This is a genomic window from Vreelandella azerica, assembly GCF_013112225.1.
GTDB classification, from domain to species: domain Bacteria; phylum Pseudomonadota; class Gammaproteobacteria; order Pseudomonadales; family Halomonadaceae; genus Vreelandella; species Vreelandella azerica.
In genome coordinates this window covers 772657-799046 of the sequence record NZ_JABFHI010000001.1, presented here as the reverse complement: position 1 = coordinate 799046, position 26390 = coordinate 772657, and the positions used below count along the sequence as shown (strand labels likewise).

Genomic DNA, 26390 nt, shown 5'->3' with positions numbered 1-26390 from the left:
AAACCCGCCAGCGTTGAAGTCAGACCGACCATGTCAGACCGACCATGTCAGACCGACCGTGTCAGACCGACCGTGTCAGACCGACCGTGTCAGACCGACCGTGTCAGACCGACAGTGTCAGACGACCACAAATTAGCGGGATTCCAGCACCCAGGTGGTGCCTTCACGGGAATCTTTGAGGATAATGCCCTGCTCAGCCAGAGCATCACGGATGCTGTCTGCCAGGGCAAAGTCCTTGTTGGCCTTGGCGTCGGCACGCTGAGCGATCTTGGCTTCAATAGCAGCCTCATCCAGGGGTGCTGATTGCCCTTGCCCGCCTTTCAGAAAAGCGCTGGGCACTTGCTGCAATAGCCCCAGAATGCTGCCCAGTGACTTGAGCTCTGCCGCCAGCTGGCTGGCCTGAAGGTCACCCGCTGCCTTGAGGCGGTTAAGCTCACGGGCCAGGTCAAACATGGCAGACAATGCTTCAGGCGTATTGAAGTCATCATCCATGGCGGCCAGAAAACGCTGATGGTACTCGGAAGCCAGCGTACTTTCTGTATCAACCGCGCCTTGCTCAACGCCTTCCAGCGCAGTATAGAAACGCGTCAGTGACTTGCGCGCTTCATTCAGGGCATCCGGGGCATAGTTGATCGGGCTGCGATAATGGCTGGCCACCAGTAGGTAGCGCACCACTTCAGCATCGTGCTCGGTCAGCACATCGCGGATGGTGAAGAAATTACCCAGCGATTTGGACATTTTTTCCTGATTGACCCGTACAGCCCCTGCGTGCATCCAGGTCGTCACAAAGGGTTTATCATTGGCCGCTTCCGACTGGGCAATCTCGTTTTCATGGTGGGGGAAAGTCAGATCCGGCCCGCCACCATGAATATCAAAGGTGTCTCCCAGGCAGCACTTGGACATCGCAGAGCATTCAATATGCCAGCCTGGGCGGCCATTGCCCCAGGGCGAAGGCCAATAGGCTTCGCCGGGTTTGGCGGCTTTCCAAAGCACAAAATCCAGCGGATCTTCTTTGCTGGTATCCACCTCGATACGTGCCCCGGAACGCATGTCATCCAGATTGCGGTTATTGAGCTTGCCATAGCCCTCAAAGCGGCGCACCCGATAGTAGACATCGCCATTATCCGCGGCGTAAGCAAAGCCTTTCGCGATCAGGGTCTCGATCATGGCAATAATATCGTCGATATGCCGAGTGGCCCTGGGTTCATGATCCGGCCGCTGGACATACAGCCGGGCTTCGTCTTCGTGCATGGCGGCAATCATGCGCTCGGTTAGCGCATCAATGCTTTCACCGTTCTCATCGGCCCGTTTGAGGATCTTGTCGTCAATATCGGTAATGTTACGTACATAATTGACTTCATACCCCCGCGCGCGCAGATAGCGAGTAATCACATCAAAGGCCACCATGACCCGGGCATGACCAAGATGGCAGTAGTCGTAGACGGTCATCCCGCACACGTACATACTGACCTTGCCCGGCTCCAGAGTAGTAAAAGCTTCCTTGCGACGTGTCAGGGTATTGTAAATCTGCATAGCACTTCCTTAGCCCTTGGTTATTAGCCCTTCTGCTTGATTTTGGCCCAGCTATCTTTCAGGCCGACGGTGCGATTGAAAACCAGAGACTCGGGCGTACAGGCATGGCGATCCGCGCAGAAGTAGCCTACCCGTTCAAACTGAAAGCGTGACTCCGGCACTGCCTTGGCAAGGCTCGGCTCAGCAAAGGCATGAGTGACCGTCAGGGACTCTGGGTTCAGGTGGTCAAGAAAATCGACGTCTTTATCCTTGTCCGGCTGTTCTTCCAGAAAGAGGTTGTCATACAGGCGCACTTCCACCGGAATGCCGTGGCTGGCGCTAACCCAGTGAATAACACCTTTTACCTTGCGACCTTCCGGGTTCTTGCCCAGGGTATCGAAGTCAACGCTGCAGTGCAGTTCGGTCACTTCGCCATGGGCATCCTTGATCACTTCATCACAGCGGATCACGTAACTGTTGCGCAAGCGGACTTCTTTCCCCGGTGCCAGACGGAAAAACTTCTTGGGCGCATCTTCCATGAAGTCGTCCTGATCGATATACAGCTCACGGGTGAAAGGCACCTGGCGTACCGGCATATCTTCACGGGCTGGGTGGCCAGCGACTTCATACACTTCTTCGTGATCTTCGGGTACGTTGGTCAGCACAACCTTCAGCGGCTTGAGAACGCACATGGCCCGTGGCGCGTTGTCTTCAAGATCCGAACGGATCGCGTGGGTCAGCATGGCGATATCCACCAGGCCGCCATCGGCACGAGTCACGCCTATCATGTCGCAGAACTTGCGAATCGACGCAGCGGTATGCCCCCGCCGCCGCATGCCTGAGATAGTCGGCATACGCGGGTCATCCCAGCCGTCCACAATGCCTTCATCCACCAGCAGCTTGAGCTTACGCTTGGAGGTCAAGGTGTAGTTGAGGTTCAGGCGGGCAAACTCAATCTGGCGCGGTTTGCAAGGCACCGGCAGATTATCCAGAAACCATTCATAAAGCGGGCGATGGTCTTCAAATTCCAGGGTACAGATGGAATGGGTGATCCCTTCGAGGGCATCCGACTGGCCGTGGGTGAAGTCATAGGAAGGATAGATCTTCCACTTGTCACCGGTCTGGTGGTGCTCGGCATGGCGAATGCGGTAAAGAATCGGGTCGCGCAGATTGATATTCGGCGAGGCCATATCAATTTTGGCGCGCAGGACTTTTTCACCTTCGGCAAACTCACCGGTGCGCATCCTCTCTAGCAGGTCGAGATTTTCCTCAGCGCTACGCTCACGGTAAGGGCTGGGCCTGCCCGGCTCCGTCAGGGTGCCACGGTATTCGCGGATATCATCAGGCGACAGATCGTCAACGTAGGCCTTGCCACATCGCGGATCAGCTGCTGCGCCCAGGCATACAGCTGATCAAAATAGTCCGAGGCAAAGCGAACCGGCCCGGCCCACTCAAAGCCTAACCAGCTGACGTCTTCCTTGATCGCATCAATGTAGGCCTGCTCTTCCTTGGCGGGGTTGGTATCATCAAAGCGCAGATGACAATCACCACCCATCTGCTCCGCCAGGCCGAAATTGAGGCAGATTGATTTGGCATGGCCGATATGCAGAAAGCCATTGGGCTCTGGCGGAAAGCGCGTCACAATTTTCGTGACCTTGCCGCCCTCAATCTCTTCGCGTACCTGATTACGGATAAAATTCGGCGCTGGGGTGGTCTCGTTGGTCATGGTGGCGTTGATAACCTCTCGGTGGATGACGTGCTGGGCTTCGCGCTGCCTAGCAAAAAGGCTATTATAACGTGACACTTGCGCATAGCGCCAAGGCGGACGTCCCTTATAACACAGGAATTTACTGATGATCGTATTACAGACCAACCACGGTGATATCACTATCGCGCTGAATCATGAAAAAGCGCCAGTGACGGCTGCCAACTTTGAACAGTATGTACGCGACGGTTTTTACGATGGCACTCTCTTTCACCGCGTGATTGATGGCTTCATGGTGCAGGGCGGCGGCTTTGATCTTGAGTTCAATCAGAAACCTACCCGTGACCCCATTGAAAACGAGGCAGATAATGGCCTCAAGAATACCAAGGGCACCCTGGCCATGGCGCGCACCCAGGATCCGCATTCTGCGTCATCGCAGTTTTTCATCAACGTCAATGACAACACCTTTCTTAACCACACCGGCAAGAATCTTCAGGGCTGGGGCTATGCGGTCTTTGCTGAAGTCGTTGATGGTATGGACGTGGTTGATGCCATCCGCAAGGTCAGCACCACCCGTCGTGGCATGCATGCAGATGTGCCCGCGGAAGATGTAGTGATCGAAAAGGCTTACATCAAAGAAGACTAATGCTCGCAGACCAATGCCGTCTTTACTGATCTCTCACCACCCTGGAGCACTTGATGCGTACGCTGCTAATTGCTGACCTTCACCTGAGTGAGCATACCCCAGAGATCACTCAGGGGTTTGTTGACTATGTATCCACCACCGCATCAGGTGCCGAGGCGCTGTATATTCTCGGTGATCTGTTCGATGCCTGGATCGGTGACGATCTGCTGACCTTCCCACATCCTATGGCGGAGGTGGCCACCAGGGTGACCAAGGCACTGGCGGCACTAGCAGAAAGCGGCACAGCCGTTTACCTGATGCATGGTAACCGTGACTTTCTGATCGGTGAACGCTTTATTAACGCCTGCAAGGCAAGCCTGCTACCCGATGTGCAGGAAAGTGAGCTGCACGGCATTCCAGTGGTCTTGATGCACGGTGATAGCCTGTGTACTGGCGATGAGGCTTATATGGCGTTTCGCCAGCAGTCCCGCGACCCGCAATGGCAGGCGCAGATGCTTGCCCTGCCTTTGGAACAGCGCCTTGAACTGGCGAAGAGCCTGCGTCAGCAGTCCGATAGCGCCAATGCCGGCAAAGCCGATGACATTATGGATGTCACCTCAAGCGAAGTGATCAGAGTCATGGCAGAGCATGGGGTGACTACCCTGATCCATGGCCACACCCATCGCCCCAAGGTGCATGACATGATGGTCGAGGATATTCCCGCTAAACGCTACGTACTTGGCGACTGGGATGCCCGGCACGGCTGGGATATCGTGATTGAAGAAGGCGCCAGGACACCACAACTGCGCCAGTTTGATATCACACGCCTACCTCAGGCGTGACAATATAAGCCCGCCTGCCAAAACAGAACCGCCCTGTTGATATCATCAACAGGGCGGTTTTCTTTACTGCAACGTTTTCAGTCAGGTTTAACGACGCACAACCTCCGCTTCACTGTACAGGTGGTCAATCAACCCTTGAATGACCGATTGGGCACGCAGCTGCTCAACCATTTGAGCGACAAACCGCTCACTCTGTTCGTCCACTTCGCCAGGCATCACCTCATCGAGTGCCACCAGGGCAACGCCTTGAGGAAGTTCAACAATATCGAACACAGCTTCACCGTCCTCGGGATGTGGCAGACGGAAGACAGCTTGCACCAGGCTATTGGGCACTGTGGTCTGCTGCTCTCTGGCAATGCCGTCAGCATTGAGCCAATCAATAGAGGTATCATCCTCGGCGCTTTCCAGCATGCGCTCAGCCTGTGCAACCAGTGCTTGCTGCTCAGCCTGCGCGGTCACCGCCGCCTCTACTTCTTCGCGCACCTCTTCAAGCGGTAGCTGGGTGGCTTCGCGATGTTCCGCAACGCGCAGCACCATACGGCGATCATTATCCAGTTCAATGACTTCACTGTTGTAGCGCTCTTCCAGCACGTCATCACTGAAAGCCGCGTCCATTACACCCGGCTCTGAAAGAATGCCGCTGCCTTCATTACGCGCCAGCCAATTACTTCGCTCTACGCTCAGGCCAATATCGTCGGCAACACTTTGCAGGTCATCAGCGGCAAAGCTTTCGTCAATCAATTGCTGAACACGCTGATTGAAGTCATCATTAATCGCTTCCAGGGCCAGTTGCTCACGTAATACTTCACGCTGCTGCTCAAAGGGCGGGCGGTCAATGTCAGTGACCTTAATGATATGCAGGGCGTCATCCATCTCGACGACAGATGAGACCTCATCTTCCTGAAGCGAAAAAGCAGCCTCGTCAAAGGCATCGCCAAAGAAACCACGACTGATCTCGCCCAGATCACCACCGTTTTCAGCACTCACCGTGTCATCTGAAAAGCGCGCAGCCGTATCGGCAAAACTCTCGCCTTCTTCAAGCGCAGCCAGCGCCTGCTCAGCCGCCGCTTCTGCTTCCTCGCGGCTACGCTCGTCACCAAAGGTAATCATGATATGAGCAACGCGCCGATCAGCGTCGTCGTTCCGGTTACGCCAGGCATCACGCAGTTGTTGTTCATCAATCTCAACATTGTCAGCCATTTCCTGGCGATCAATTACCACATACTCAAGACGGATCTGTTCAGGACGCTCAAAGCGCTCGCTATTGGCCGCGTAGTAGTCTTCTATTTGCGCCTGGGTAACGGTGACATCTTCTTCGAGGTCTTCAGCTGTTAGCACGCTATAGCGAAAGCTGCGCTGCTGGCGCTGGAGGGCTGCAAGGCGCTGCTGCTCAGACTCAAGGCTGAAATCACTAAAGGCCACGCCCTGCTGCAACTGGCGGCGCTTGATATCAACACGTAACTCATCACGGAAGGAAAGCGGGGTATAACCGGCGCTAGCCAGGCGATTGCGAAACAGCTCGGTGGAAAACTGGCCTTGCTGATCCTGAAACTCAGGCAGGTTAACAATCAGCTGATCCAGTTGCTGTTCAGAAACGTAAAAACCACCTTCTTCTGCATAGTGAGTCAGTAGCTGCTGAGTAATTAACTGATCAAGCACTTCGTTACGCAGTTCGCGCTCCTGCTCTGCTGGCACCTGACCTGAGCGCATGGCGCGCTGGACTTCCATTTCCACCTGCTGACGTTTAATGGAGTCACCGTTCACTTCTACCACTTCATCAGGGTCAGTGCCAAAAAGGGTAAACAGTGATTCCACCCCAAACAGCGCCATGGCGGCAACCACAACGCCGATAATGATCTTGGCTCCCCAACTTTTCGAGCCATCTCGGATACTTTGCAGCATGTTAGCCTCGGTTCAAACAGATAAACGGTTTACTACCCAACTGTTTAATAACAGTGATTTTTCAGAATTATCATGGCCTGACACCATCATGAATGAAAAACACTGGGCATAAAATAACATGGGCGCATCGTTTGCACGACGCGCCCATAAGATGCCTTAGAACAACCGGATCAGTTGACGGCGTCTTTAAGTGCCTTGCCTGCTTTAAAGCTGGGTACCTTGGCAGCACTGATTTCAATTGGCTGGCCAGTTTGCGGGTTGCGACCGGTACGAGCAGCGCGCTCTTTAATCGTAAAGGTACCAAATCCTACCAGTGAAACGCTCTCGCCCTGCTTGAGGCTTTCAGTGACAGACTCCACCATGGCATCCAATGCGCGGGTTGCCGCTGCCTTGGAAATATCAGCAGATGCGGCAATGGCTTCAATCAGCTCAGACTTATTCACACTTCACCCCTTGACTGTTTCAAAAATGGCTCTGAACGGTATGGTCACCGGTTGGATCGACGAACAAAGCATAGCTGCGTTTTATAGCAATGCAGAGATTCACCTGTCAAGCGACCATACGATAAAACGCCCGCCATACAAGGCGTTGGGCGCACTCTTTACAATGTCTTGATACTTACAATTTCTCGATACTTTTTACAAACGTTTATAGTTACAGCCAGCCTCAACATCTCAGACTGCTAAGTTAACCCCTATCAAGTCAACCAGTGCCGAGTCAGTGCGTGCTGGCAACAACACTGCCAGTATAAGTATTTTCGCCATTAACGATGGCAGTATCTTCATCAGGATCTGTCAAGGCTACTTTAAGCACATCATCAATCCAGCGTACAGGCCGGATATCGAGGGCATCCTTGATATTGTCAGGCACTTCCTTCAGATCGCGACGGTTTTCCTCGGGTATGAGGACAGTCTTTATACCACCACGACGGGCAGCCAGCAATTTCTCCTTCAAACCGCCGATCGGCAGTACCTCGCCTCGCAGATTCACTTCACCGGTCATGGCCACATCACAGCGTACGCAGCGCTTTGAATAAGCCGAGACCATGGCGGTTACCATGGCAATACCAGCGCTTGGGCCATCCTTAGGCGTCGCCCCTTCCGGCACGTGAATATGCAGATCATCTTTCTCGAAGCGTTCCGGGTCTATGCCGTATTCTTCTGCTCGTGCACGCACGACCGTATGAGCCGCGCTAACCGATTCCTTCATGACATCGCCAAGCGAACCGGTCTTGTTAACGCGCCCCTTGCCGGGCGTTATAACCGATTCGATATTCAGCAGTTCGCCGCCTACCGATGTCCATGCCAAGCCGGTAACCCGCCCTACCTGGTCTTCCAGGTCAGCAAGGCCATAGCTGTAGCGACGCACACCTGCATAGGTTTCAATCTGTTGATCGGTCAACAGCTGGGTCGACGTTTCTTTGCCTTCGCGCTCTTGTTCAAGCCGCTCTCTGAGCACCTTACGGGCGACTTTTGCAATCTGGCGTTCCAGTTCACGTACGCCTGCCTCACGGGTGTAATAGCGAATCAGTTCCAGTACAGCCGAGTCATCCAGTTCGATTTCATCAGCCTTGAGGCCGTTGGCTTCACGCTGTTTGGGCAGAAGGTAGCGCTTGGCAATCGCCAGCTTTTCATCTTCGGTATAACCGGGAATACGGATGATTTCCATGCGGTCCAGCAAAGGACCCGGAATATTCATCGAGTTCGCGGTACAGATGAACAGCGTTTCGGACAGATCGTAATCCAGCTCCAGATAATGATCGCTGAAACTGTTGTTCTGCTCAGGGTCAAGCACTTCGAGTAAGGCAGACGCTGGATCACCGCGATGATCCATACCCAGCTTATCGACCTCATCAAGCAGAAACAGCGGATTCTTGACGCCAGCACGGCTCATACGCTGGATCAGCTTGCCGGGTAACGAGCCAATATAGGTGCGTCGATGGCCGCGAATTTCCGACTCATCACGCACGCCACCCAGCGCCAGCCGCACATATTTGCGATTGGTCGCCCGAGCAATGGACTGCCCCAAGGATGTCTTGCCCACGCCTGGAGGCCCCACCAGGCAGAGCACTGGACCTTTCATCTTGCGCACCCGCTTTTGCACCGCCAGGTATTCAAGAATGCGTGATTTGACTTCATCCAGGCCATAATGGTCTTCATCGAGGACTTGCTGTGCCTTGATCAGATCATGCTTGACACGGGTACGCTTTTTCCAGGGTACATCCACTAGCCAGTCAAGGTAGGTACGCACCACGGTCGCTTCGGCGGAATTGGCTGACATCATCTTGAGCTTTTTCAGCTCCTGAAGCGCCTTTTCCGTTGCCTCCTTGGGCATGCCCGCTGCATGAATATCCTTTTCATATTTCTCGACCTCGTTGGGCACGTCATCAAGCTCGCCAATCTCTTTCTGAATGGCTTTCATCTGCTCGTTGAGATAGTACTCGCGCTGGGTCTTTTCCATCTGCTCCTTGACTCGGGAGCGGATACGCTTTTCGACCTGCAGCAGATCAATTTCCGTTTCGATCAACGCCATCAAATGTTCGATACGATCGCGTACCCGATCCATTTCCAGCAATTCCTGCTTGTCACCGATTTTCAGTGACAGGTGAGCACAAATGGTGTCCACCAGACGGCTCGGATCTTCAATGCCCGACAGGGAGTTAAGTACTTCATTGGGCACTTTCTTGGACAGCTTGACGTACTGCTCGAACTGGTTAAGAAGTACCCTTACCAGCGCTTCCTGCTCACGTTCGGTCAAAGGCTCACTTTCGCGCGGCGTGATGTAGGCCTGGGTGAACCCTTCTGGATGCTCTTCGATACTACCAACATCCGCACGGAAGTTGCCTTCGATCAACACCTTGACGGTGCCATCGGGGAGCTTCAACAACTGCATGATGTCAGCGACCGTTCCCATCGCGTAAAGATCGGCGTTGTCAGGTTCTTCCTGAGACGCTTCGCGCTGGGCAACCAGAAGAACACGCTTGTCCATGTTCATAGCGGCTTCCAGCGCTTGAATCGACTTTTCTCTCCCAACAAACAGTGGAATCACCATCTGCGGATAAACCACAACATCCCGCAGCGGCAGTAATGGGAAACATTGTGTCATTTCAGCGTTCTGCTGCATCGCAGACGACCCTCGGAAATCGGTAAATACGTGGATAAGACCCGCCAATGCCCTAGGCAGTGTCGGAATCTCATACAGAGAAATGAGCGATAGCGCAAAGACAGGTGTAATGCGTCGTCAGAGTGGCACAGCGGCTCCAAAAGGCCTGGAGCGAAAGACAAGGGGCCGCCTGGGCGACCCCTTATGGCATCCTCAAATGAGCCTGGATCAAAACCGTCACAAACCCCAGCGTCTCACCTGTCGACCATTAAACAGCTATCAACCGTCCGTGCCATCTACACGCGTGTCTTCCTGCTGGGAATAAATCAACAGCGGTTCGCTTTCACCGGTAATCACAGAGGCTTCAATCACCACCTGAGTCACCCCTTCAAGCGAAGGAATATCATACATGGTATCAAGCAATACTGATTCAAGGATGGAACGCAGTCCGCGCGCACCTGTCTTGCGCTCCATTGCCTTGACGGCAACCGCACGCAAGGCATCTTCACGGAAGTCCAGCGTCACGCCTTCCATCTCGAAGAGCTTGGCATACTGTTTGACAAGCGAGTTCTTGGGCTCGGTCAGGATCTGCACCAGAGCATCTTCAGACAGCTCAGTCAGTGTTGCGATGACGGGCAAACGGCCAACAAACTCGGGGATCAGGCCAAACTTGACCAGATCGTCCGGCTCGACATCAGCCAGCAGTTCACCCACACCACGAGTGGAATCCTTGCTTTTCACACTGGCGTTAAAGCCAATGCCGCCCTTCTCAGCGCGATCTCGAATGACTTTATCCAGGCCGGCAAAAGCGCCCCCCACAATAAACAGGATATTGGCGGTATTCACCTGCACAAATTCCTGCTGAGGATGCTTACGTCCTCCCTGGGGAGGAACCGAGGCGGTGGTGCCCTCGATCAATTTCAGCAATGCCTGCTGCACCCCTTCACCGGATACATCGCGGGTGATGGAAGGGTTGTCCGACTTGCGTGAAATCTTGTCAATTTCATCGATATAGACAATACCGCGCTCGGCCTTGTCGACATCGTAGTCACACTTCTGAAGCAGCTTCTGGATGATGTTCTCGACATCTTCACCCACATAACCGGCTTCTGTCAGTGTTGTTGCGTCGGCAATCGTGAACGGCACATTCAATAACCGCGCCATCGTTTCAGCCAGCAGGGTCTTACCGCTACCCGTCGGGCCAATCAGCAGGATATTGGATTTGCCTAGCTCAACGTTGCCTTCACGAACTTCCGATTTCAACCGCTTATAGTGGTTGTAAACCGCCACTGAAAGCACCATTTTGGCGCGATCCTGCCCAATGACGTAATCGTCCAGAGTGTGACGAATTTCACGAGGCGTAGGAAGACGCTCTTCGTCGCTCTCGGCGTCGGCTTCGAGCACCTCCTCGCGAATAATGTCGTTACATAGATCGACACACTCATCGCAGATATAAACGGACGGGCCGGCAATCAGTTTACGTACTTCATTCTGGTTCTTGCCACAGAACGAGCAGTAAAGCAGCTTGTCGCTCTCGTCCTTGCCTTTGCCGTCGGCCATTCGCGTACCTCTGTCACGTTGGCGGCATGCTGCCGCCGGAAAGCTTGTCTGAAAACGCTACCATTATTATACAAGCGCTAATGGCTTACGCTATCAGGATGTAGGCCGCTTATCCAGCACCGCATCAATCAAGCCATATTCCTGAGCTTGGCTTGCAGTCATGAAGTTGTCGCGGTCGGTATCGCGTGCCACTGTTTCAATGTCCTGCCCGGTATGATCGGCAAGAATCTGGTTCAGGCGGTCACGGATGCCCAGAATTTCGCGCGTATGGATTTCAATATCAGATGCTTGGCCCTGATAACCACCCAGCGGCTGGTGAATCATCATGCGTGAGTTAGGCAGACAAAAGCGTTTTTCTGCCGCCCCACCGGCCAGCAGTAGTGCGCCCATGCTGGCTGCCTGGCCAATGCATACCGTAGAGACATCCGGACGTACAAACTGCATGGTATCGTAAATTGACATACCAGCAGTCACCGAGCCACCGGGAGAGTTGATGTACAGGTGAATATCCTTGTCCGGGTTTTCCGACTCAAGAAAGAGCAACTGTGCCACCACCAGGTTGGCCATATAATCTTCAACGGGGCCGATCAGAAAAATTACCCGTTCTTTCAGCAAGCGCGAGTAGATATCGTAGGCACGTTCCCCTTTGGCGCTTTGTTCAACCACCATGGGCACTAAGCCACCGGCGTTCTGAATATCAAATTCACTCATTCGGGTGATCCTTGCGTCCGGTCAGGGAAAGATGCGCCGCTAGCGGCGCATCTGCGCTTCAATGTCACATTCAAGATAAACGTATGCGGCTAAGTAAAACAACATTACACCGCATCGGTTGTGCTTGTCAGCTTATCAGGCGCTTGCGTTTTCGTCTTGCTCTTCGTCAGCATCGCCATCAGATTGCTGCTGCGCGCGGCTGCCAGTACTTCCTGGTAAGACATTTCAACGTCTTTGACGTTCGCCTGTTCCAGCAGCTGGCTAACCGCTTTCTCTTCAAGGATCGCTGACTTAACCTGAGTTTTGAGCTGATCGTTAGACATGTAGTAGTCAACGACCTGCTCCGGCTCCTGGTACTGCTCGGCCAGCTCTGCCACCTTGGCTCTGATCTCGTCATCGCTGGCGTCAAGCTCGTTAGCCTTGATCACAGCAAGCAGCAAGCCAACCTGAACACGGCCCTTGGCCTGCTCGGCAAACAGCTCGTTAGGCAACTGGCTGACATCGAAGTCTTCACCCAGACCAAACTGCTGAGCCGCCTGACGCTTCATGCCGTCAGTTTCCTGCTGCACCAGAGCGGCAGGCACTGGGATTTCATTGGCTTTCTGCAGCGCGTCCAACACCTGTTGCTTCACGCGGTTATCAACCGCCTGCGATGCTTCACGTGTCATGTTCTTCTTGATTTCAGCGCGGAACTGGGCTTCATCGCCGCCTTCCACACCAAAACGCTCAATGAAGGCTTCATCGACTTCCGGCAATTCCTGAGCGCTGACAGAATGAACCTTCACCTTAAAGGTTGCCTCTTTGCCGGCCAGGTTCTCGGCCTGGTAATCGTCTGGGAAAGTGACGCTCAAGGTCTTTTCCTCTCCCGCCTTGGCACCGATCAACTGCTCTTCAAAACCTGGGATGAAGCTGTTGGAGCCCAGCACCAAATCATGGCCTTCAGCACTGCCGCCTTCAAACGGCTCATCACCGATGAAACCCTGAAAATCGATCTTCAGCTGGTCACCGTCAGCAGCGACGCGATCGACTTCTACCCAGTCGGCGTTCTGCTTCCGCAGGGTCTCGATCATTTCGTCAACGTCTGCTTCAGTCACCTCAACTACCGGGCGCTCAACCTCAGTGCCTTCGATAGAAGTAAGCTCGACCACAGGATAAATTTCCATGGTCGCGATAAATTCAAGGTCTTTACCGGCTTCGTTGACTGTCGCTTCAATCTGCGGATAGCCAGCAGGGTTAAGCTCCTGCTCGGTGATCGCACGTACATAGCGCTCGCGCATCACTTCGCCCACAACTTCGTTGCGAACATCATGACCGTAACGCTGGTGAACCACAGCCATGGGCACGTGGCCCTTGCGGAAACCATTCAAGCGAACGTTTTTCGCGGTTTCTTTCAAGCGAGCGTTGACGGCCTCATCGATGTCGGCTGCCGGCACCTGAATAGTGATGCGGCGTTCAATCTGGGAGGGCGTCTCGACGGAAACTTGCATGAATTGTCCTCTAGCGGCTGTGCGTTTTGTGAGTTGCATTAATGTTATTCAAGGGGGCAATTTTAAGAACCCTGGCGCATGGTGGCAAGCACCTTACGCCATAGATGAGGGCTAGACGCAGAAAAACAAGTCCTTTTTCACGCCAAGCCATGGTTTTATCGCAATTTTCTTATTTTTTGATGGTGCTCTGGTTATAAGCCCGCTTGTCTACGCCTGAGGCCCATCAAGTGTTAATCTCTACTTCATATTATTTAATACTCTTTGCCCTGGCTGACGTTACTAACCATGAATCAAGACCTTCCGATTTCGCGCATCATGCAAACCGGCATTTTACAGTGCTCGCCGGAAACCCCGCTGTGTGACGCTGCGCAACAAATGGCTCAGCGTCACTGCAGCTCAATTCTGGTAGTCAAGGATGGCCAGCCTGTCGGTATCTGGACCGAGCATGATGCCCTGAGTATTGATTTCAGCGACGGCCGTAGCGTCAAAGAGCCTATCAGCTCGCGCATGAGCTATCCGGTTGCCAGCATAGATGCGTCACTGCCCATGGGCGAAGCAACCTTAAGGTTTCACTCCTCAGGGCGCCGTCACCTGCTGGTTGTCGATAGTGACAATCAGCCACTAGGCATCATCTCACAGACTGATATTGCCCTGAACCAGGGTCTGGAACCCTATCTGCGCCTGCGTGAGGTGCATGCGGCCATGCGCAAACTGCCTCTGGTGTTACCAGGCAGCCTGCTGCTGGCCGATGCCGCCAGGCAGATGCAAAGCAAAAAGCATGAAGCAGCCGTGGTGACTCTCAGTGGCTCTGATACCCACGAACTGGGCATACTGACAGAGCGCGATCTGGTGCGTTTTGTTGCCCGCCATCCCGGCAAAACGCCCATATCTCTGCTTGCCAGCCGACCTCTGCTGACCATTGAAGAAGGCGCTGCCCTACTTAAAGCCCGCGATATGTTAATCAATCATCGCATTCGTCACCTGGCGGTGCTCGACCATCAAGGGCATGTCAGTGGGCTGCTTGGATTCCGCGACCTTCTAGTGGGGGCCGAACAGCTTTACCTCCAAGACCTGCGCGACGCCCTTGAGCAACGCGACAATGCACTGGCCACGTCTCGCCAACACCTGCAACTGGCCCAGCGGGTTATCGACTCTTCGCTGGAAGGCATCATCATTACCGACCCCCAGACACGCATCGAGTTTATCAATCCGGCCTTTACCCAGATGACCGGCTATTCGCTTGAAGATGTGATTGGCAAGACACCGCGCATCCTATCCTCTGGCCGTCAGGACGATTTCTTTTATCAGCAGATGTGGGAAACGCTGAAAGAACATGGCTACTGGCGCGGCGAAGTCTGGAACCGCAAAAAAGCGGTGAGCTTTACCTGGAACTGCTGACCATTACCGCCATTACCAATGACGATGGCCAAACACAGCACTATGCCGGGCTTTTTACCGATATCACCCATATCCGCGAAAACGAGCAACAGATCCGTCACCTGGCCTATTACGATGTGCTGACGCGCCTGCCCAATCGGCGCTTGTTGGAGGATCGTATTAACCTGGCCATCCGCCACGCCCACCGTTCTTCACAGCCGTTGGCCATTGTTTTCATCGACCTCGATCATTTCAAGCAGGTCAACGACACTCTCGGCCATGCCGTTGGCGATGAGTTACTTATTCAGGTATCACAGCGAATGCAGGATAACCTGCGCGAAGATGACACCTTGGCTCGCCTGGGCGGCGATGAGTTTATTGCCCTGCTAACGGATATTGGCGGATTTTCCCAGGCTACCCAAATTGCCCAGCGCCTGATTAATGCGGTCAGCGAAGCGTATTACATCAACCAGCAAAGCTTTCGCATTGGCTGCAGCCTGGGCATCAGCCTCTACCCGGATGATGGCAATACAGCTGAAACCCTTATCCAGAATGCTGACGCCGCCATGTACCGAGCCAAACGTGAAGGCCGCAATACTTACCGGCTATATCGCAGCGAGATGGATTTAGCTGCCCAGCACCATCTGGCGCTTGAATCTGAATTACGCAACACGCTGGAAACCGGCGAAGGGCTTTTTATGGCCTACCAACCGCTGATTGATCGCGACACCGGGCAATTAATCAGCACCGAGGCGCTGGTGCGCTGGCGGCACCCCACTCAGGGGATCATTGCACCGGGGGATTTTATTCCCCTGGCAGAACGCTCAGGTTTGATTCTGGCCTTGGGAGAGCAGGTAATCAAACTGGTACTCAGTGACATCAATGCTTGGCAATCAGCAGGCTGTCGCATCGTTCCTGTGGCTATCAACCTTTCTGCCACTCAATTCTGGCAGAGCAATTTTGTCGATGATGTGACCAACAAGATCACAGCTTCCGGCATTGCGCCCAACCTGATTACCTTTGAGCTAACAGAAAGCATTCTGCTTAACCGGCAGGCAAAGGGCATTGAAATTCTTACCCGACTAAGCAATTTTGGCTGTCATATTGCCCTGGATGATTTTGGCACCGGCTATTCGTCGCTAAGCTACTTACAGCACATTCCAGCGGATAGTCTGAAGATTGACCGCAGCTTTATTGAGGGGCTTAATGACGAGAAACGCAGCAGCCGTCCCATCGTCGCCGCTATTGGCAGCATGGCCCATGAGCTGGGATTGACCGTCGTAGCTGAAGGGGTAGAGACCAACGCTCAGTGGCAGGTGCTGGGTAATTATGCGATTGATACCCTGCAAGGCTTTTACATCAGCCAGCCACTCAACGCTCAAGCGTTCAGCAATCACTGGCTGGGCTTGAACGTCGAGTAGGCTAAAAACCTGTTTGGCAGTCAGCCATAGCGCATTGCTTTACTCGCGGCTTAACGGCTTACGCCATAGGTTTAGGGCATGCAACAAGAGCCCCAGAGTAGTGCCATTGGAAATCAGCTCCTGCCAACTGAACCAGTCGCTGGTAAGGCTATGCCAAAGGGCCATGATGGCAAGTCCAACCACCATGGCCAACAGCATGGACTTGAGAAGCGACGGCAAGCGCTTGCGTGCAGCAGAGTTCAACATCCTGTAGTTGATTGCCATTACCACAGCCACCGCAACAATTGCCAACCCTATCAGGGTCTGACGAGTTTCCAGTTCATTGGCAATAAAACGTGGCAGTGTCGCCAACATGACCACACAAAGCCCTACCCCGACGCTGATCCGCTCAGGTGTAGCAGGCGCCATTATGAGGCTACCTTCAGGTTTTCTGCCTCAATCCAGCTTTCCACCCAGGGAATGGCCGCATCATCAGCCATGAAGGTTTCCATGGCGTCGATTTCCAAGCGCTCGCCCAGGCGCTGGGCACCATGATCCTGGAGAAGCTCATCCAGCGCCCGACCAGCGCCGCAGTAGGTCTCACCGTAAGAGCTATCGCCCAAAGCAATCAGCCCATAGCGCACCTGAGTCAAGGCCGGATGCTCTTTAATTTCTCGGGTAAAGTTAACGAAATTGCCCGGAAAATCACCGCTTCCTGTTGTCGATACACAAAAGAGCGACAGGCTATCAGGGGATTCTGTCAGATCATTCAACGTAGGCTGCTCAGATATACTGACGGTGTAGCCTGCCTCTTCAAACAAGGGTTTGACCTGTTCAGCAACATCCAATGCACCCCCGTACATGGTACCCACCAAAATATTGACGTTTGGCATCATCACTCCTCATATAAATGCATGTCATATAAACGCACAGCCAGTGCCTTGAGAGAGCACTTTGAAAGAACCTCTATTTTGATCTGGCGGTTAGACGTTATCAGGTACCTGCTACAAGATGTCAGTCGACAAATACCCGATGAATTTGGTCAAATATTACCATACCACCAAGAAATGACGCACGTTTCTCCCTATTTTTACGTCTCTAAACCTAGGAATTACTATGCAGCAAACCTTTGAAGCCTGGATTACCCCGATCATGATTGGCGGCTTGATCATCTTCATGTGCTTTATTATCTGGGATCTTGCCAAGCAATCCAACGCTGGCAGGTTTGGCACCCTGATGCTGTTTATTGTGCTTGGGGCTGGCATGCTCGGCTATGTTATCAAGGTGGTCATTACCTGGCTGATTGAAAGCAACGGAGGTGCCTGACCACAAACCCAGAGAAGAACCCAAGAGTCAGTAGCATTACCCACTAAACGTCTATTTTGTTTCATATATTAACAATTGACGTCACGTTTTCGGATCTTAGTCAACAATCGGCTTCATAGAAATAGCCATCGCGGATGCCCAACTGCTATGCTGTGTGCCGTGTGTCGGATACCCCCAAAAGGAATACTGATGTCTCTACTGGCTTCACTGCTGAAAACCGTCAATGCGCCACAAATCGGACTCGGTTGCATGAACCTTTCCCATGGCTACGGCAAAACGGTGCCTGAAGCAGACGGCATTCGCGCGCTGGACGCAGCTTTTGACATGGGGTATCGCCTTTCGATACCGCAACACTCTACGGTGCCACCGCCAACGAGCAACTGGTTGGCCGTGCCCTGGCGGACTGATCTGGCAACAGTTTTCCGGACGCTTTTTTAAGCGGCTGCTCGTAGCCTCGATTCATAGTCCGCTGGACTCATATAGTCGTTGCTAGAGTGCAACCGCACCCGGTTATAAAACACCTCGATATACTCGAAAATCGCCTGTCTTGCTTCCTCTCGCGTTTTGAAGTCCTCGTGATACACCAGCTCGGTCTTCAGCGTATGAAAGAAGCTTTCTGACGGGGCGTTGTCCCAACAGCTACCCTTGCGGCTCATGCTGCACTTGAATTCATGCTGTTTGAGCAAGCCCTGGAAGCTATCCGAAGCATATTGGCTGCCACGGTCACTATGAACTAGCAGACCAGCTTCTGGCCGACGTTTAAAGATCGCCATGGTCAGCGCGTCGTTCACTAATGCTGCCGGCATCCGGCTATCCATGGACCACCCGACAACTGCACGTGAGCAAAGGTCAATGAAGACAGCAAGGTACAGCCAGCCCTCCCGTGTTGCGACATAAGTGATGTCGCCAACATAAGCCTGATTAAGCTCTGATGCCGTAAAATTACGGTCCAACAGGTTCGGGGCGACCGGCTTGTTATGCTTCGAGTTAGTCGTCGCTTTGAACTTGCGCCGCATCTTGCATTCAAGACCCTCTTCATCCATCAATCGGCCGATTCGACGGCGGCTTACGATCTTACCGTCTTCGGCTAGTTTTTTTGAATACGCCGTGTGCCATAGGTGGAACGGCTCTTTTCATGATGTTCACGAATACTGGCCTTCAACGCCTGATCATCCTGGGCTCGCTGACTAGGCGGTCTGGTTCGCCACTCGTAATAGCCACTGCGAGATACCTCAAACACTCGGCACATAAGGGCGGTGCTAAACCTACCCCGATGTTCCTCGATGAACGCATATCTCAGGTTGATTCTTTGGCGAAGAAGGCGGCCGCCTTTAACAGAGCTCGCTCTTCCTTCAGCCGAGCATTTTCACGCCGGAGTTGCTTCAATTCTTCATACAGGTGTTTGTCATCAACCACACCACTTGCCTCACTCGTCTGCTTATCATGGAGCTTACTCATCCAGGTATGCAGCGTGTTGACGTTAACACCTAACTCGCGTGCGGACTGGGCGACCGGTTGACCGGACTCCACCGCTAGTTTGACGGCAGATTCTCTAAATTCAGCTGTATAAGAATTACTTTTCTTCTGACTCATGACACACACCTTGATGGGCAGATAATTTTATCTGCGTCTGTGTGTCCGGGAAACTATAACCACTTCAGACAAACGTCATGCGCTTGTACTCGCCAGCAAGTGCGGTATGGCCATTGACCCGGCAGAGGGTAAAAAAGTGATTGATGGCCGCCCTGCCACTTTAAGACGCCAATGCGAAGAAAGCCTCAGCCGCCTGCAAACCTACCACCTGGATCTCTACTATCTGCATCGCTGGGATAAGAGCGTTCCCATTGAAGAGAGCGTTGGCGAACTGGGCAGGTTGGTGGATGAAGGAAAAATTCGTGCCATCGGCCTTTCAGAAGTATCTGCAGGCACTCTGCAGCGCGCCCATGCAGAACGCCCGATTGCCGCCGTGCAGTCTGAATATTCGCTATGGACGCGTAACCCTGAAATTGCCGTTCTTAAGGCTTGCCGCGAACTGGATGTCGCCTTTGTGGCCTTCAGCCCCCTTGGCCGTAGTTTCCTGAGCGGTGCCGTCAAGCATGAAGATGCACTGGCTGAAGACGATATGCGCCGCCACCTCCCGCGCTTTAATGGCGCCAACCTTGCGCATAACCTCCAGCGCCTGGATGCCTTCAATGCCATTGCTTATCAGTGGGAAATACCCACCAGCCAGCTGGCACTGGCCTGGCTGCAGTCTCAGGGCGATGACATTCTCCCGATTCCCGGCAGCCGTTCTATCGCTCATATGCGCGAAAATCTTGGTGCCAACGCCCTCAAGCTTGACTCAAGCTCAGCATCAAAGCTCGAAGCCCTGTTCAGCCCTGAACACATAGCGGGGGAGCGCTACACCGCTGAGCAACTGACAGAAGTTGATACCGAGCAATTCTGAAACGCACGGCTTTGAAAAACGGGCAACTCTACAAGGAGCATTCTCACAAGCGCAGCAGACACGCGGCATCTTGCCACAGCGTCTTATCTGGGGTTTGTAGCTCAATAGGTTAAGGTGGATGGCATAACGATAACGTCAGGTTTTGATTATGCACCCCCAACATGCGTCGCTGCACAATGAGCTACATGCCAGGCCCTCCATTTACTTTGATGGGCCTGCCAATCTCCATCATTTTGCTTTTCTACAAGAAGGCAGTGACCGGTCAGCGCTGCTCAGCCAGCTAGCGGATGTCATCGGGCAACCCATGGCGTCATCCGCCGCCCAGCAGATCCTGCAATGCGGGGATATCACCCTGAAGTGGGAACAGCACACCGAGTTTTTTACCCTGACCGTCAAACATCCGGCTAAAATCGACGGCCCTTTATGGCCTTCCCCGCCCGCCTTGCTGGAAAACTTCCTTGAAGAAAATGCCAGCACTATCGTCAGCGCCACCGTTTTACGGGTTGAAGCCTCTCACCAATGGGCTGGCAGTCTCGAACACTACGGCTTTAACTACCCGTCAGGTTCACGGGTAGGCAGCGGCGATGCCACGGTCTGGAGCGATTTCCAGCTGACCAACGACAGCACCAACCGGCTGTTACTGATCAATAACGGTTTAGACCGCTTTCGGCTGGGGCGAATGGCCCGCAGGCTGTTTGATATTGAAACCTACCGCATCATGGCCATGCTGGCGTTGCCTGTCGCCAAAAACCTCAGCTGCGAGCTGGAAGAATACGAAGAATCACTGAACCGCTTGTCAACACAGCATGCTGACAATCAGCAGGCTAACCCTGAGCCATTGCTCAAGGAGTTGACCGGGCTTTCCGCCCAGCTTGAACGCTGTGGCGCCCAGACGCGCAAGCGCTTCAGCGCCACTGACGCCTACTCACGCATTGTGCTTGCCCGGGTGGATGAGCTTCGTGAGGAGCGGGTCGAAAACTACCCACGCCTGGGGATGTTCATTTTACGCCGCTTTCAACCCGCCGTTCGCTACTGTGCGGCCATGAATCAGCGGCTTGACACCCTGGCCGCCAGTGCAGCACGCCTGAATGACCTGCTAAGAACCCGCACACAGGTAGAAATTGAAGCGCAGAACTCAGCTATTCTCTCCAATATGAGCGAACGCGCCGAAAGCCAGCTGAAAATACAGAAAGCGGTCGAAGGGCTGTCGGTTATCGTCATCAGCTATTATCTATTCAGCCTTTTCAAGCTTGGCCTACAGAGCCTGTCTGCGCTTGGCTACGACATCCCCCGACCACTGCAGCCATGGTGCTGGTGCCGCTAGGTACCTTTATACTCGGCGGCCTCACCTGGCATATCTGGCGGGTCAAACAGCATTAGGCTTGATAACCCGTGCCAACGGTTTTTCCGGCACGCCTGGTCAGGCGAGCAACACCCTGGCTAGGCCTTTATGTATCTCTGGTGTGGTAACACAACTTACAAACGCTGGAAAAGCCAATGATCAGGCTCAGCTTCTGCCATACAATCGATTCTGCCCTGAACCCAAAACCGTGGATAGTAACTGAGCCGCGATCCATCTTTGACACATTCAGCAACTGGAATATCTGATAACCGATACAGTGCTGCACCTGCAAACACCTGATAACATAGCAATAACATCAAAATTGCCCAGAACAGGGTAGCTTTAAGCGATTGTGACGTGCTGGTATTCACTTGAGGTGGCGCCGTAATTGGCTTGTAACCCAATGCCAAGCCAATCACCAGCACCAGTACCAAGGCACTTACCGGCATGACTTGCGCCCCCGCAAACTGCACATTCGTCATGACACTTACAAAAGCGAGCACTAAGCAGGCATACAATGGTTTCTGGCTTTCAGGCATACGCCTTGCACGCTGACGAATGATCCAACAACTTCGCAAAAAGACACCCAACAAACACAGGGCTAATGGTAATCCCCATTCAGCGGCAATATTCAAAAATAGATTATGTACATGGGCACTGCGATACTGGCCATCCGCGGCGAACCCCATGGGCCCAAGCCCTAAGGGAAAGTGCTGCCAGGCATAATGCAAGGCATCAGACCACAATGCTATGCGACCACTGCTAGAAGCAATGTCACGTAAAAAGGTGATTCAGCCCCTTCTGCAATCAGAGGGTTAAGCAGCCACCACCCCAAAAGCCCGAAGGCTGCAGCAAGCACCAAAGCCAAAACCGGCAAACGGGCAGCACGACCAAAGAGCCAAAGTACTACCAGAATACCCAGAATAAGCCCCAACAAGGCAGCACGACTTTCTGAAACCCACAGCAACCACCACCAGACACTCAACGGCAATGCCAAAAGGGCCGCTGCCGACCAAGAAGGACGCGGCCTGACTAAAATATACAGAAGCGACAACGGCATTAATCCAGCCGCAACATCCGCGAAAAAGCGCACATTATCAAAACCTGGGCCAAAATCATGGCGATCGCCAAAATCCCAGATAAGACTGATATAAGTTAGCGAATGCAGGCTGTAAGCCAAAATCACGATGGCAAACACAGCTGCCAGAAATCTCCAACCGCCATTATCTATAAAAGGCACAGCGGCTGAAATAACCAAGATTACACCAATCAATATGGCCAGATAGCTGAACTCAAGCATAGCCACACCGGGCAGTGGCGCAAAAACCAATGCAGACATTACTAGCCCCACAATACCCCAGGCTATTATCCGCCAGCCACCTTGCCAGCAGCCAATCAACCGAGCATAAAGTTCACGTCGTAACAGCAGCCCAGTAATCAATAAAAATAAACCACTTATCAGCCATTGCCACACTCTTTGCGCATTGAAAAATACATCATAGAAGTGCCATGGCACCTGCACCGACATTAATAAGCCGATTACAAAAAGCAATATTGATCCGGTCACAAGGTTTTTTTTAAAGCGATATCTTACAGACACAGGCAATTTCTCAGCGGCAATTTAGGTGTTTGAAGATCGTTGAGTCACCATATCGCCAAGTTATCAACTTTGCTGGTCAGCATTCTGCAACACCCTGGCCAGGCCTTCATGTATCGCTGGCGTGGTGACCAGCAGATGCTCTGCGTAGAGGTCATGGGGTACACCTTCCGGCACCGGGTACAGGTGATCCACAGTCGCGCCGGCTTCCCGGGCAATTACCCAGCCGCCGACGAAATCCCAGGGTGAGACGCTTTCGTAATAGGCATCCAGCCGGCCGCAGGCCACATCACAAAGGTCCAGCGCGGCGGAACCATTACGGCGGATATCCTGGCAGTGGGTCAATACCGCACCAAAGCGCTTTAATAGAGCAACTCGGGCGTCTTTCTGGTAGGGAAAACCGGTGCCTACCAGAGTTCGCTCCAGCGCGGTTTCACCGCTTGGTTGAATGGGCTTACCATTGCAACTAGCCCCGAGTCCTTCAGCGGCGGCAAAGGTTTCACCCAGAAAAGGGGCGTGCACCACACCAACCTTGCCCACGCCATTTTCCAGCCAGCCGATGGATACCGCCACGTGGTGCTGGCCCTGGGCAAAATTGACAGTGCCGTCGATAGGGTCAATCACCCACAGCGCCGGCGCCTTGACGGCCTGAGCCTGCTCGGGGAAAGCTCTTCGGATAAACGCATCTCACCGGGAAACACTTCTTCCAGTCGCTGGCCGATCAGTTTATCGACGGCCACATCTACATCTGTAACCAGCTCATCACCGCCTTTCATGCTGCGGCTGAAGGTCTGATCCTCGCGGGCTTTAAGAATCATCCACCCCGCTTCCTCGGCGATGGCTATGGTGGTGGTAAGGCGTTGCTCCAGAGTCATAAACACATCCTTTCAAACAGCTTGAAAAGTTCTCAGCATAGCGAACTCATTAGTCAACTTCTTCTTCCAGAAGCTGACGCCAGGAAATGCGACCACCTGCGCCTTCAGGATCTCCACCGCCCGTCGAAATACTCGCCCCATCACCAGCGAACAGAATATCCAACCCAGCTTCTGTATCTGTCACGCGCCTTACGGATTCACCGCTGCCGAATTTTATACCACTGACAACACTATCAGTGCCCAACCTGATGTCACTGTCGATTTCGCCATCTCCGTTAAGATCAAACAGGGTTTGCTCACCACTACCACCAGTATCAACCAATAGATTCAGAAGGTAGCCATCACGTCCCCCGCACAGGGGTCGGATTCATCAGGAATCAGAGTAGAAAAGAAGACGCGCTGCCCACCTGTAGAAATGACAGGCGTAGAAACTACACGCTCCCCTCCCTCCAGGGGCAAGTACCAGCCCCGCTTGTTCTCTTCTAAAAGATTATTGGATGTAGCACGCAGATCAAAACTGCCATCAGACGTTGTACCCAGCAACAAAGTACTCTGAGTAATCAGTTTGTTGTCAACAATGGTTGACTGATCATCAAGGCCATCCTGCAATCCAATCAAGCGCTGAGTAGCGATATCACCAATATCACTGTTACGGAAATAACTACCTGTACCAAATAACACCATCATTGTATTTGGACGAATGTTACTGGCGGTCAACGCAGGAGCAGAGGTAATAGGACGATCAGGGCTTCCGCTATACAGTTTACGCACACTTTTATTTTTTAGATCAAAACGCCACATATCACCCTTAAGGTCCCCTGCGTAAGCCACTCCGCTATTACTTAAAACCGCAGGTGCCGCCAAACCATTAGGGGCGTCTGCGCTACCAGAACCTGTGCTGATAGGCATCGCATGGCCATTGCTATCAGAGATCAAAAAATTACCCGTTTTCAAATCCACTATAAATAGAGAAGCTTGATACCCAGTACTATTATAACCATTACCAAAGACAGCTACCGGTACACCGTCTATCTCTGTAATTTTTGCACTGCTCACTCCAACGCCTAGCTCAGGATGACGGAATTCCCACAGAACATCATCAGACCCTACGTTTCCAGGGTCAGTAATATCCAATGCAAAGACTGAGCGCCCACCTGCCCCCATGGTTCCAACGGCAATAACCCGTTGTTTGCCATCAATGGTCACTTCTTTAACTGTTGTCTCACCATCGACAAAATAGCGGTGGGCATAATTTGGTTGCATCAACTCACGGATCGCTGGGTTTTCTCCAAAACTCAGCTCAGCCGGCATGTAGGCAAAAAGCTCTCTACCAGTCTTGGTATCAAATCCATGCAGCATACCATCATTGGCTCCTACCAACACCACACCTGAACGTTCATCGGTTGCAGGAATGACTCTAGGGTTAGAGTTAATAATATCACCCAGCAGGAATTGACGATTGCGAAGACCTTCAACATTTTGACCCTTTAGCCAACTCACCTCTGGCACTGTTAATTGCGTCGTCGATTCATTGAGCATCACGCCAGTCGTCGATAAGCTTTCATCTTCATTTCTTATCACTGTAGAAGTGAGCAAATTGCGATTTTCTGCCTGAGAGCTGAGACTATCTTCTGCCGACCACTCTAGTGCCAGGCTGCCATCCGTTCCGATGCGATAGGCTTCTAAGGTGCCAGACCAATCTCCACTATCAAAACTGGCCGTATAAATAAAAGAATCTGTTGCAGCGTTTAGCTCACTAACATTTGAAGCCGCTGAGGTATTGTACTGAGCGCCGGCAATGATGTTACCAAAAACCTGCTGCATCACTTCATTAAGTGAGTCTTCGTCATTTGCAAGGTAAGCCTGATCGGTACCGCCTGCTGCGGCAAGTACGTTAAGAGGGTTTTCACCATCACCGAAGATATTGACCACATCCGGCGGGAGACTGAAACCTACGACATAAGTCTTAACGGGATCATTTAAACGATTGCCATTATAAACACTTTCCTGATCATAATCTTTACATATCTGTTGATAATTGGTAACTGATTTTTCTGGATTTGGTTTATAAGATTCGCAATACAAACGCTTTATTGAAGACTCGGCCTGAGCAATTGCCTCTTTCACATTTGAACCAAGGGGACGACCCGAACGGTCAACAGATGGTAACCCGTCTGTCAGCCAGATGTTGGCGTTAACAAGACATTGACTTGCTTCTGGGTTATCAATATTGGGAAGCTCAAATCCATTATTTCCTTGATTACGATTAAAATAACCAGTTCTATTCAGGAAATAATCGGTTGCTGTGTACATGGTACCTTCAAGAGGGGTTAGGCCTGCGGAAATAATTGGCCAGGAGGGATCTGTCATAGGGTTATCAGCCTCACCCAATTCACCCGGCCAATCATGCCGCTGCTTACCCAGTTTAGTACTTATTCTTCCCCAATGGTCTTCATTAACAGTGCCATCTTCATTAAGCCCCCAATAGGCACATGTAAATATCCTAAGCCAGGAGAGACAGTGCTTCTCCATTCAGTTTGGTTCAATGCCAGGGAAAGCAAATCCTCTCCCCAGTTGGGTA

19 protein-coding genes and 5 pseudogenes are annotated in these 26390 nt (G+C 52.6%); 8 read left to right on the top strand and 16 right to left on the bottom strand.

What is annotated here, in order from left to right; genetic code table 11:
* Positions 1 to 132: 132 nt before the first annotated feature.
* A complete protein-coding gene (cysS, locus tag HLB35_RS03790; protein WP_171701528.1) occupies positions 133 to 1533 on the bottom strand; it encodes a cysteine--tRNA ligase in 1401 nt (466 codons plus the stop codon).
* Positions 1534 to 1556: 23 nt separating this feature from the next.
* Positions 1557 to 3238: pseudogene (locus HLB35_RS03785) on the bottom strand (glutamine--tRNA ligase/YqeY domain fusion protein).
* 127 nt (positions 3239 to 3365) lie between these two features.
* On the opposite strand from HLB35_RS03785, the gene HLB35_RS03780 reads away from it, so the two are divergent.
* Together HLB35_RS03780 and HLB35_RS03775 are read left to right on the top strand one after the other, a co-directional pair.
* Positions 3366 to 3863 (top strand): peptidylprolyl isomerase, encoded by a 498-nt coding sequence (locus HLB35_RS03780; protein ID WP_171701527.1) that lies wholly within the window; start codon positions 3366 to 3368, stop codon positions 3861 to 3863.
* Positions 3864 to 3916: 53 nt separating this feature from the next.
* Entirely contained in the window at positions 3917 to 4684 is a 768-nt protein-coding gene (locus HLB35_RS03775; RefSeq protein ID WP_171701526.1) for a UDP-2,3-diacylglucosamine diphosphatase, read from the top strand.
* An 87-nt stretch (positions 4685 to 4771) separates the two neighbouring features.
* On the opposite strand, the gene HLB35_RS03770 is transcribed toward HLB35_RS03775, so the two are convergent.
* The 6 genes and pseudogenes from HLB35_RS03770 to tig form a co-directional block, all read right to left on the bottom strand.
* On the bottom strand, positions 4772 to 6586 hold the full coding sequence (locus HLB35_RS03770; RefSeq protein ID WP_171701525.1) for a SurA N-terminal domain-containing protein: 1815 nt from the start codon (positions 6584 to 6586) through the stop codon (positions 4772 to 4774).
* 170 nt (positions 6587 to 6756) lie between these two features.
* A complete protein-coding gene (gene hupB, locus HLB35_RS03765) occupies positions 6757 to 7029 on the bottom strand; it encodes a nucleoid-associated protein HU-beta (protein ID WP_171701524.1) in 273 nt (90 codons plus the stop codon).
* Between the two features lie 274 nt (positions 7030 to 7303).
* Positions 7304 to 9709 (bottom strand): endopeptidase La, encoded by a 2406-nt coding sequence (gene lon, locus HLB35_RS03760; RefSeq protein WP_171701523.1) that lies wholly within the window; start codon positions 9707 to 9709, stop codon positions 7304 to 7306.
* A gap of 258 nt (positions 9710 to 9967) precedes the next feature.
* On the bottom strand, positions 9968 to 11248 hold the full coding sequence (clpX, locus tag HLB35_RS03755; protein WP_171701522.1) for an ATP-dependent Clp protease ATP-binding subunit ClpX: 1281 nt from the start codon (positions 11246 to 11248) through the stop codon (positions 9968 to 9970).
* Between the two features lie 93 nt (positions 11249 to 11341).
* A complete protein-coding gene (gene clpP, locus HLB35_RS03750; RefSeq protein WP_171701521.1) occupies positions 11342 to 11959 on the bottom strand; it encodes an ATP-dependent Clp endopeptidase proteolytic subunit ClpP in 618 nt (205 codons plus the stop codon).
* Between the two features lie 135 nt (positions 11960 to 12094).
* Positions 12095 to 13446: pseudogene (tig, locus tag HLB35_RS03745) on the bottom strand (trigger factor).
* Positions 13447 to 13731: 285 nt separating this feature from the next.
* Between tig and HLB35_RS16905 the strand changes: the two are divergent.
* Positions 13732 to 14844: a CBS domain-containing protein gene (locus HLB35_RS16905; protein WP_235936957.1), complete on the top strand. Its 1113-nt coding sequence runs from the start codon at positions 13732 to 13734 to the stop codon at positions 14842 to 14844.
* Positions 14760 to 16244 (top strand): putative bifunctional diguanylate cyclase/phosphodiesterase, encoded by a 1485-nt coding sequence (locus HLB35_RS16900; RefSeq protein ID WP_328730937.1) that lies wholly within the window; start codon positions 14760 to 14762, stop codon positions 16242 to 16244. The genes HLB35_RS16905 and HLB35_RS16900 overlap by 85 nt, the downstream gene beginning before the upstream one ends.
* A gap of 39 nt (positions 16245 to 16283) precedes the next feature.
* Here the strand turns inward: HLB35_RS16900 and HLB35_RS03735 are convergent, their stop codons facing one another.
* Entirely contained in the window at positions 16284 to 16652 is a 369-nt protein-coding gene (locus tag HLB35_RS03735) for a hypothetical protein (RefSeq protein WP_171701520.1), read from the bottom strand.
* Entirely contained in the window at positions 16652 to 17116 is a 465-nt protein-coding gene (locus HLB35_RS03730; RefSeq protein WP_171701519.1) for a flavodoxin domain-containing protein, read from the bottom strand. The genes HLB35_RS03735 and HLB35_RS03730 overlap by 1 nt, the downstream gene beginning before the upstream one ends.
* Before the next feature lie 223 nt (positions 17117 to 17339).
* Between HLB35_RS03730 and HLB35_RS03725 the strand changes: the two genes are divergently transcribed.
* Positions 17340 to 17549, top strand: coding sequence for a DUF2788 domain-containing protein (locus tag HLB35_RS03725; RefSeq protein ID WP_171701518.1), 210 nt, complete (start codon positions 17340 to 17342; stop codon positions 17547 to 17549).
* Between the two features lie 249 nt (positions 17550 to 17798).
* Positions 17799 to 17947, top strand: a pseudogene (locus HLB35_RS03720) (aldo/keto reductase); the annotation flags it as partial.
* A gap of 36 nt (positions 17948 to 17983) precedes the next feature.
* Here the strand turns inward: HLB35_RS03720 and HLB35_RS03715 are convergent.
* A pseudogene (locus HLB35_RS03715) lies at positions 17984 to 19142 on the bottom strand (IS3 family transposase).
* 31 nt (positions 19143 to 19173) lie between these two features.
* Between HLB35_RS03715 and HLB35_RS03710 the strand changes: the two are divergent.
* A complete protein-coding gene (locus HLB35_RS03710) occupies positions 19174 to 19995 on the top strand; it encodes an aldo/keto reductase (protein ID WP_328730989.1) in 822 nt (273 codons plus the stop codon).
* A 148-nt stretch (positions 19996 to 20143) separates the two neighbouring features.
* Positions 20144 to 21319: a DUF3422 domain-containing protein gene (locus HLB35_RS03705; protein WP_235936956.1), complete on the top strand. Its 1176-nt coding sequence runs from the start codon at positions 20144 to 20146 to the stop codon at positions 21317 to 21319.
* Positions 21320 to 21471: 152 nt separating this feature from the next.
* On the opposite strand, the gene HLB35_RS03700 is transcribed toward HLB35_RS03705, so the two are convergent.
* The 5 genes and pseudogenes from HLB35_RS03700 to HLB35_RS03680 all read right to left on the bottom strand — a co-directional run bounded on the left by HLB35_RS03700 (position 21472) and on the right by HLB35_RS03680 (position 26341).
* The gene (locus HLB35_RS03700; protein WP_328730987.1) at positions 21472 to 22068 is read right to left on the bottom strand and encodes a hypothetical protein; all 597 of its coding nucleotides are present in this window, start codon (positions 22066 to 22068) and stop codon (positions 21472 to 21474) included.
* Positions 22069 to 22085: 17 nt separating this feature from the next.
* Complete coding sequence (locus HLB35_RS03695) at positions 22086 to 22937, bottom strand: hypothetical protein (RefSeq protein ID WP_171701515.1); 852 nt, start codon at positions 22935 to 22937, stop codon at positions 22086 to 22088.
* 63 nt (positions 22938 to 23000) lie between these two features.
* A pseudogene (locus tag HLB35_RS03690) lies at positions 23001 to 23809 on the bottom strand (inositol monophosphatase family protein).
* Between the two features lie 49 nt (positions 23810 to 23858).
* On the bottom strand, positions 23859 to 24131 hold the full coding sequence (locus HLB35_RS03685; protein WP_171701514.1) for a hypothetical protein: 273 nt from the start codon (positions 24129 to 24131) through the stop codon (positions 23859 to 23861).
* A 5-nt stretch (positions 24132 to 24136) separates the two neighbouring features.
* On the bottom strand, positions 24137 to 26341 hold the full coding sequence (locus HLB35_RS03680; protein ID WP_171701513.1) for a pilus assembly protein: 2205 nt from the start codon (positions 26339 to 26341) through the stop codon (positions 24137 to 24139).
* Between the last annotated feature and the right edge of the window lie 49 nt (positions 26342 to 26390).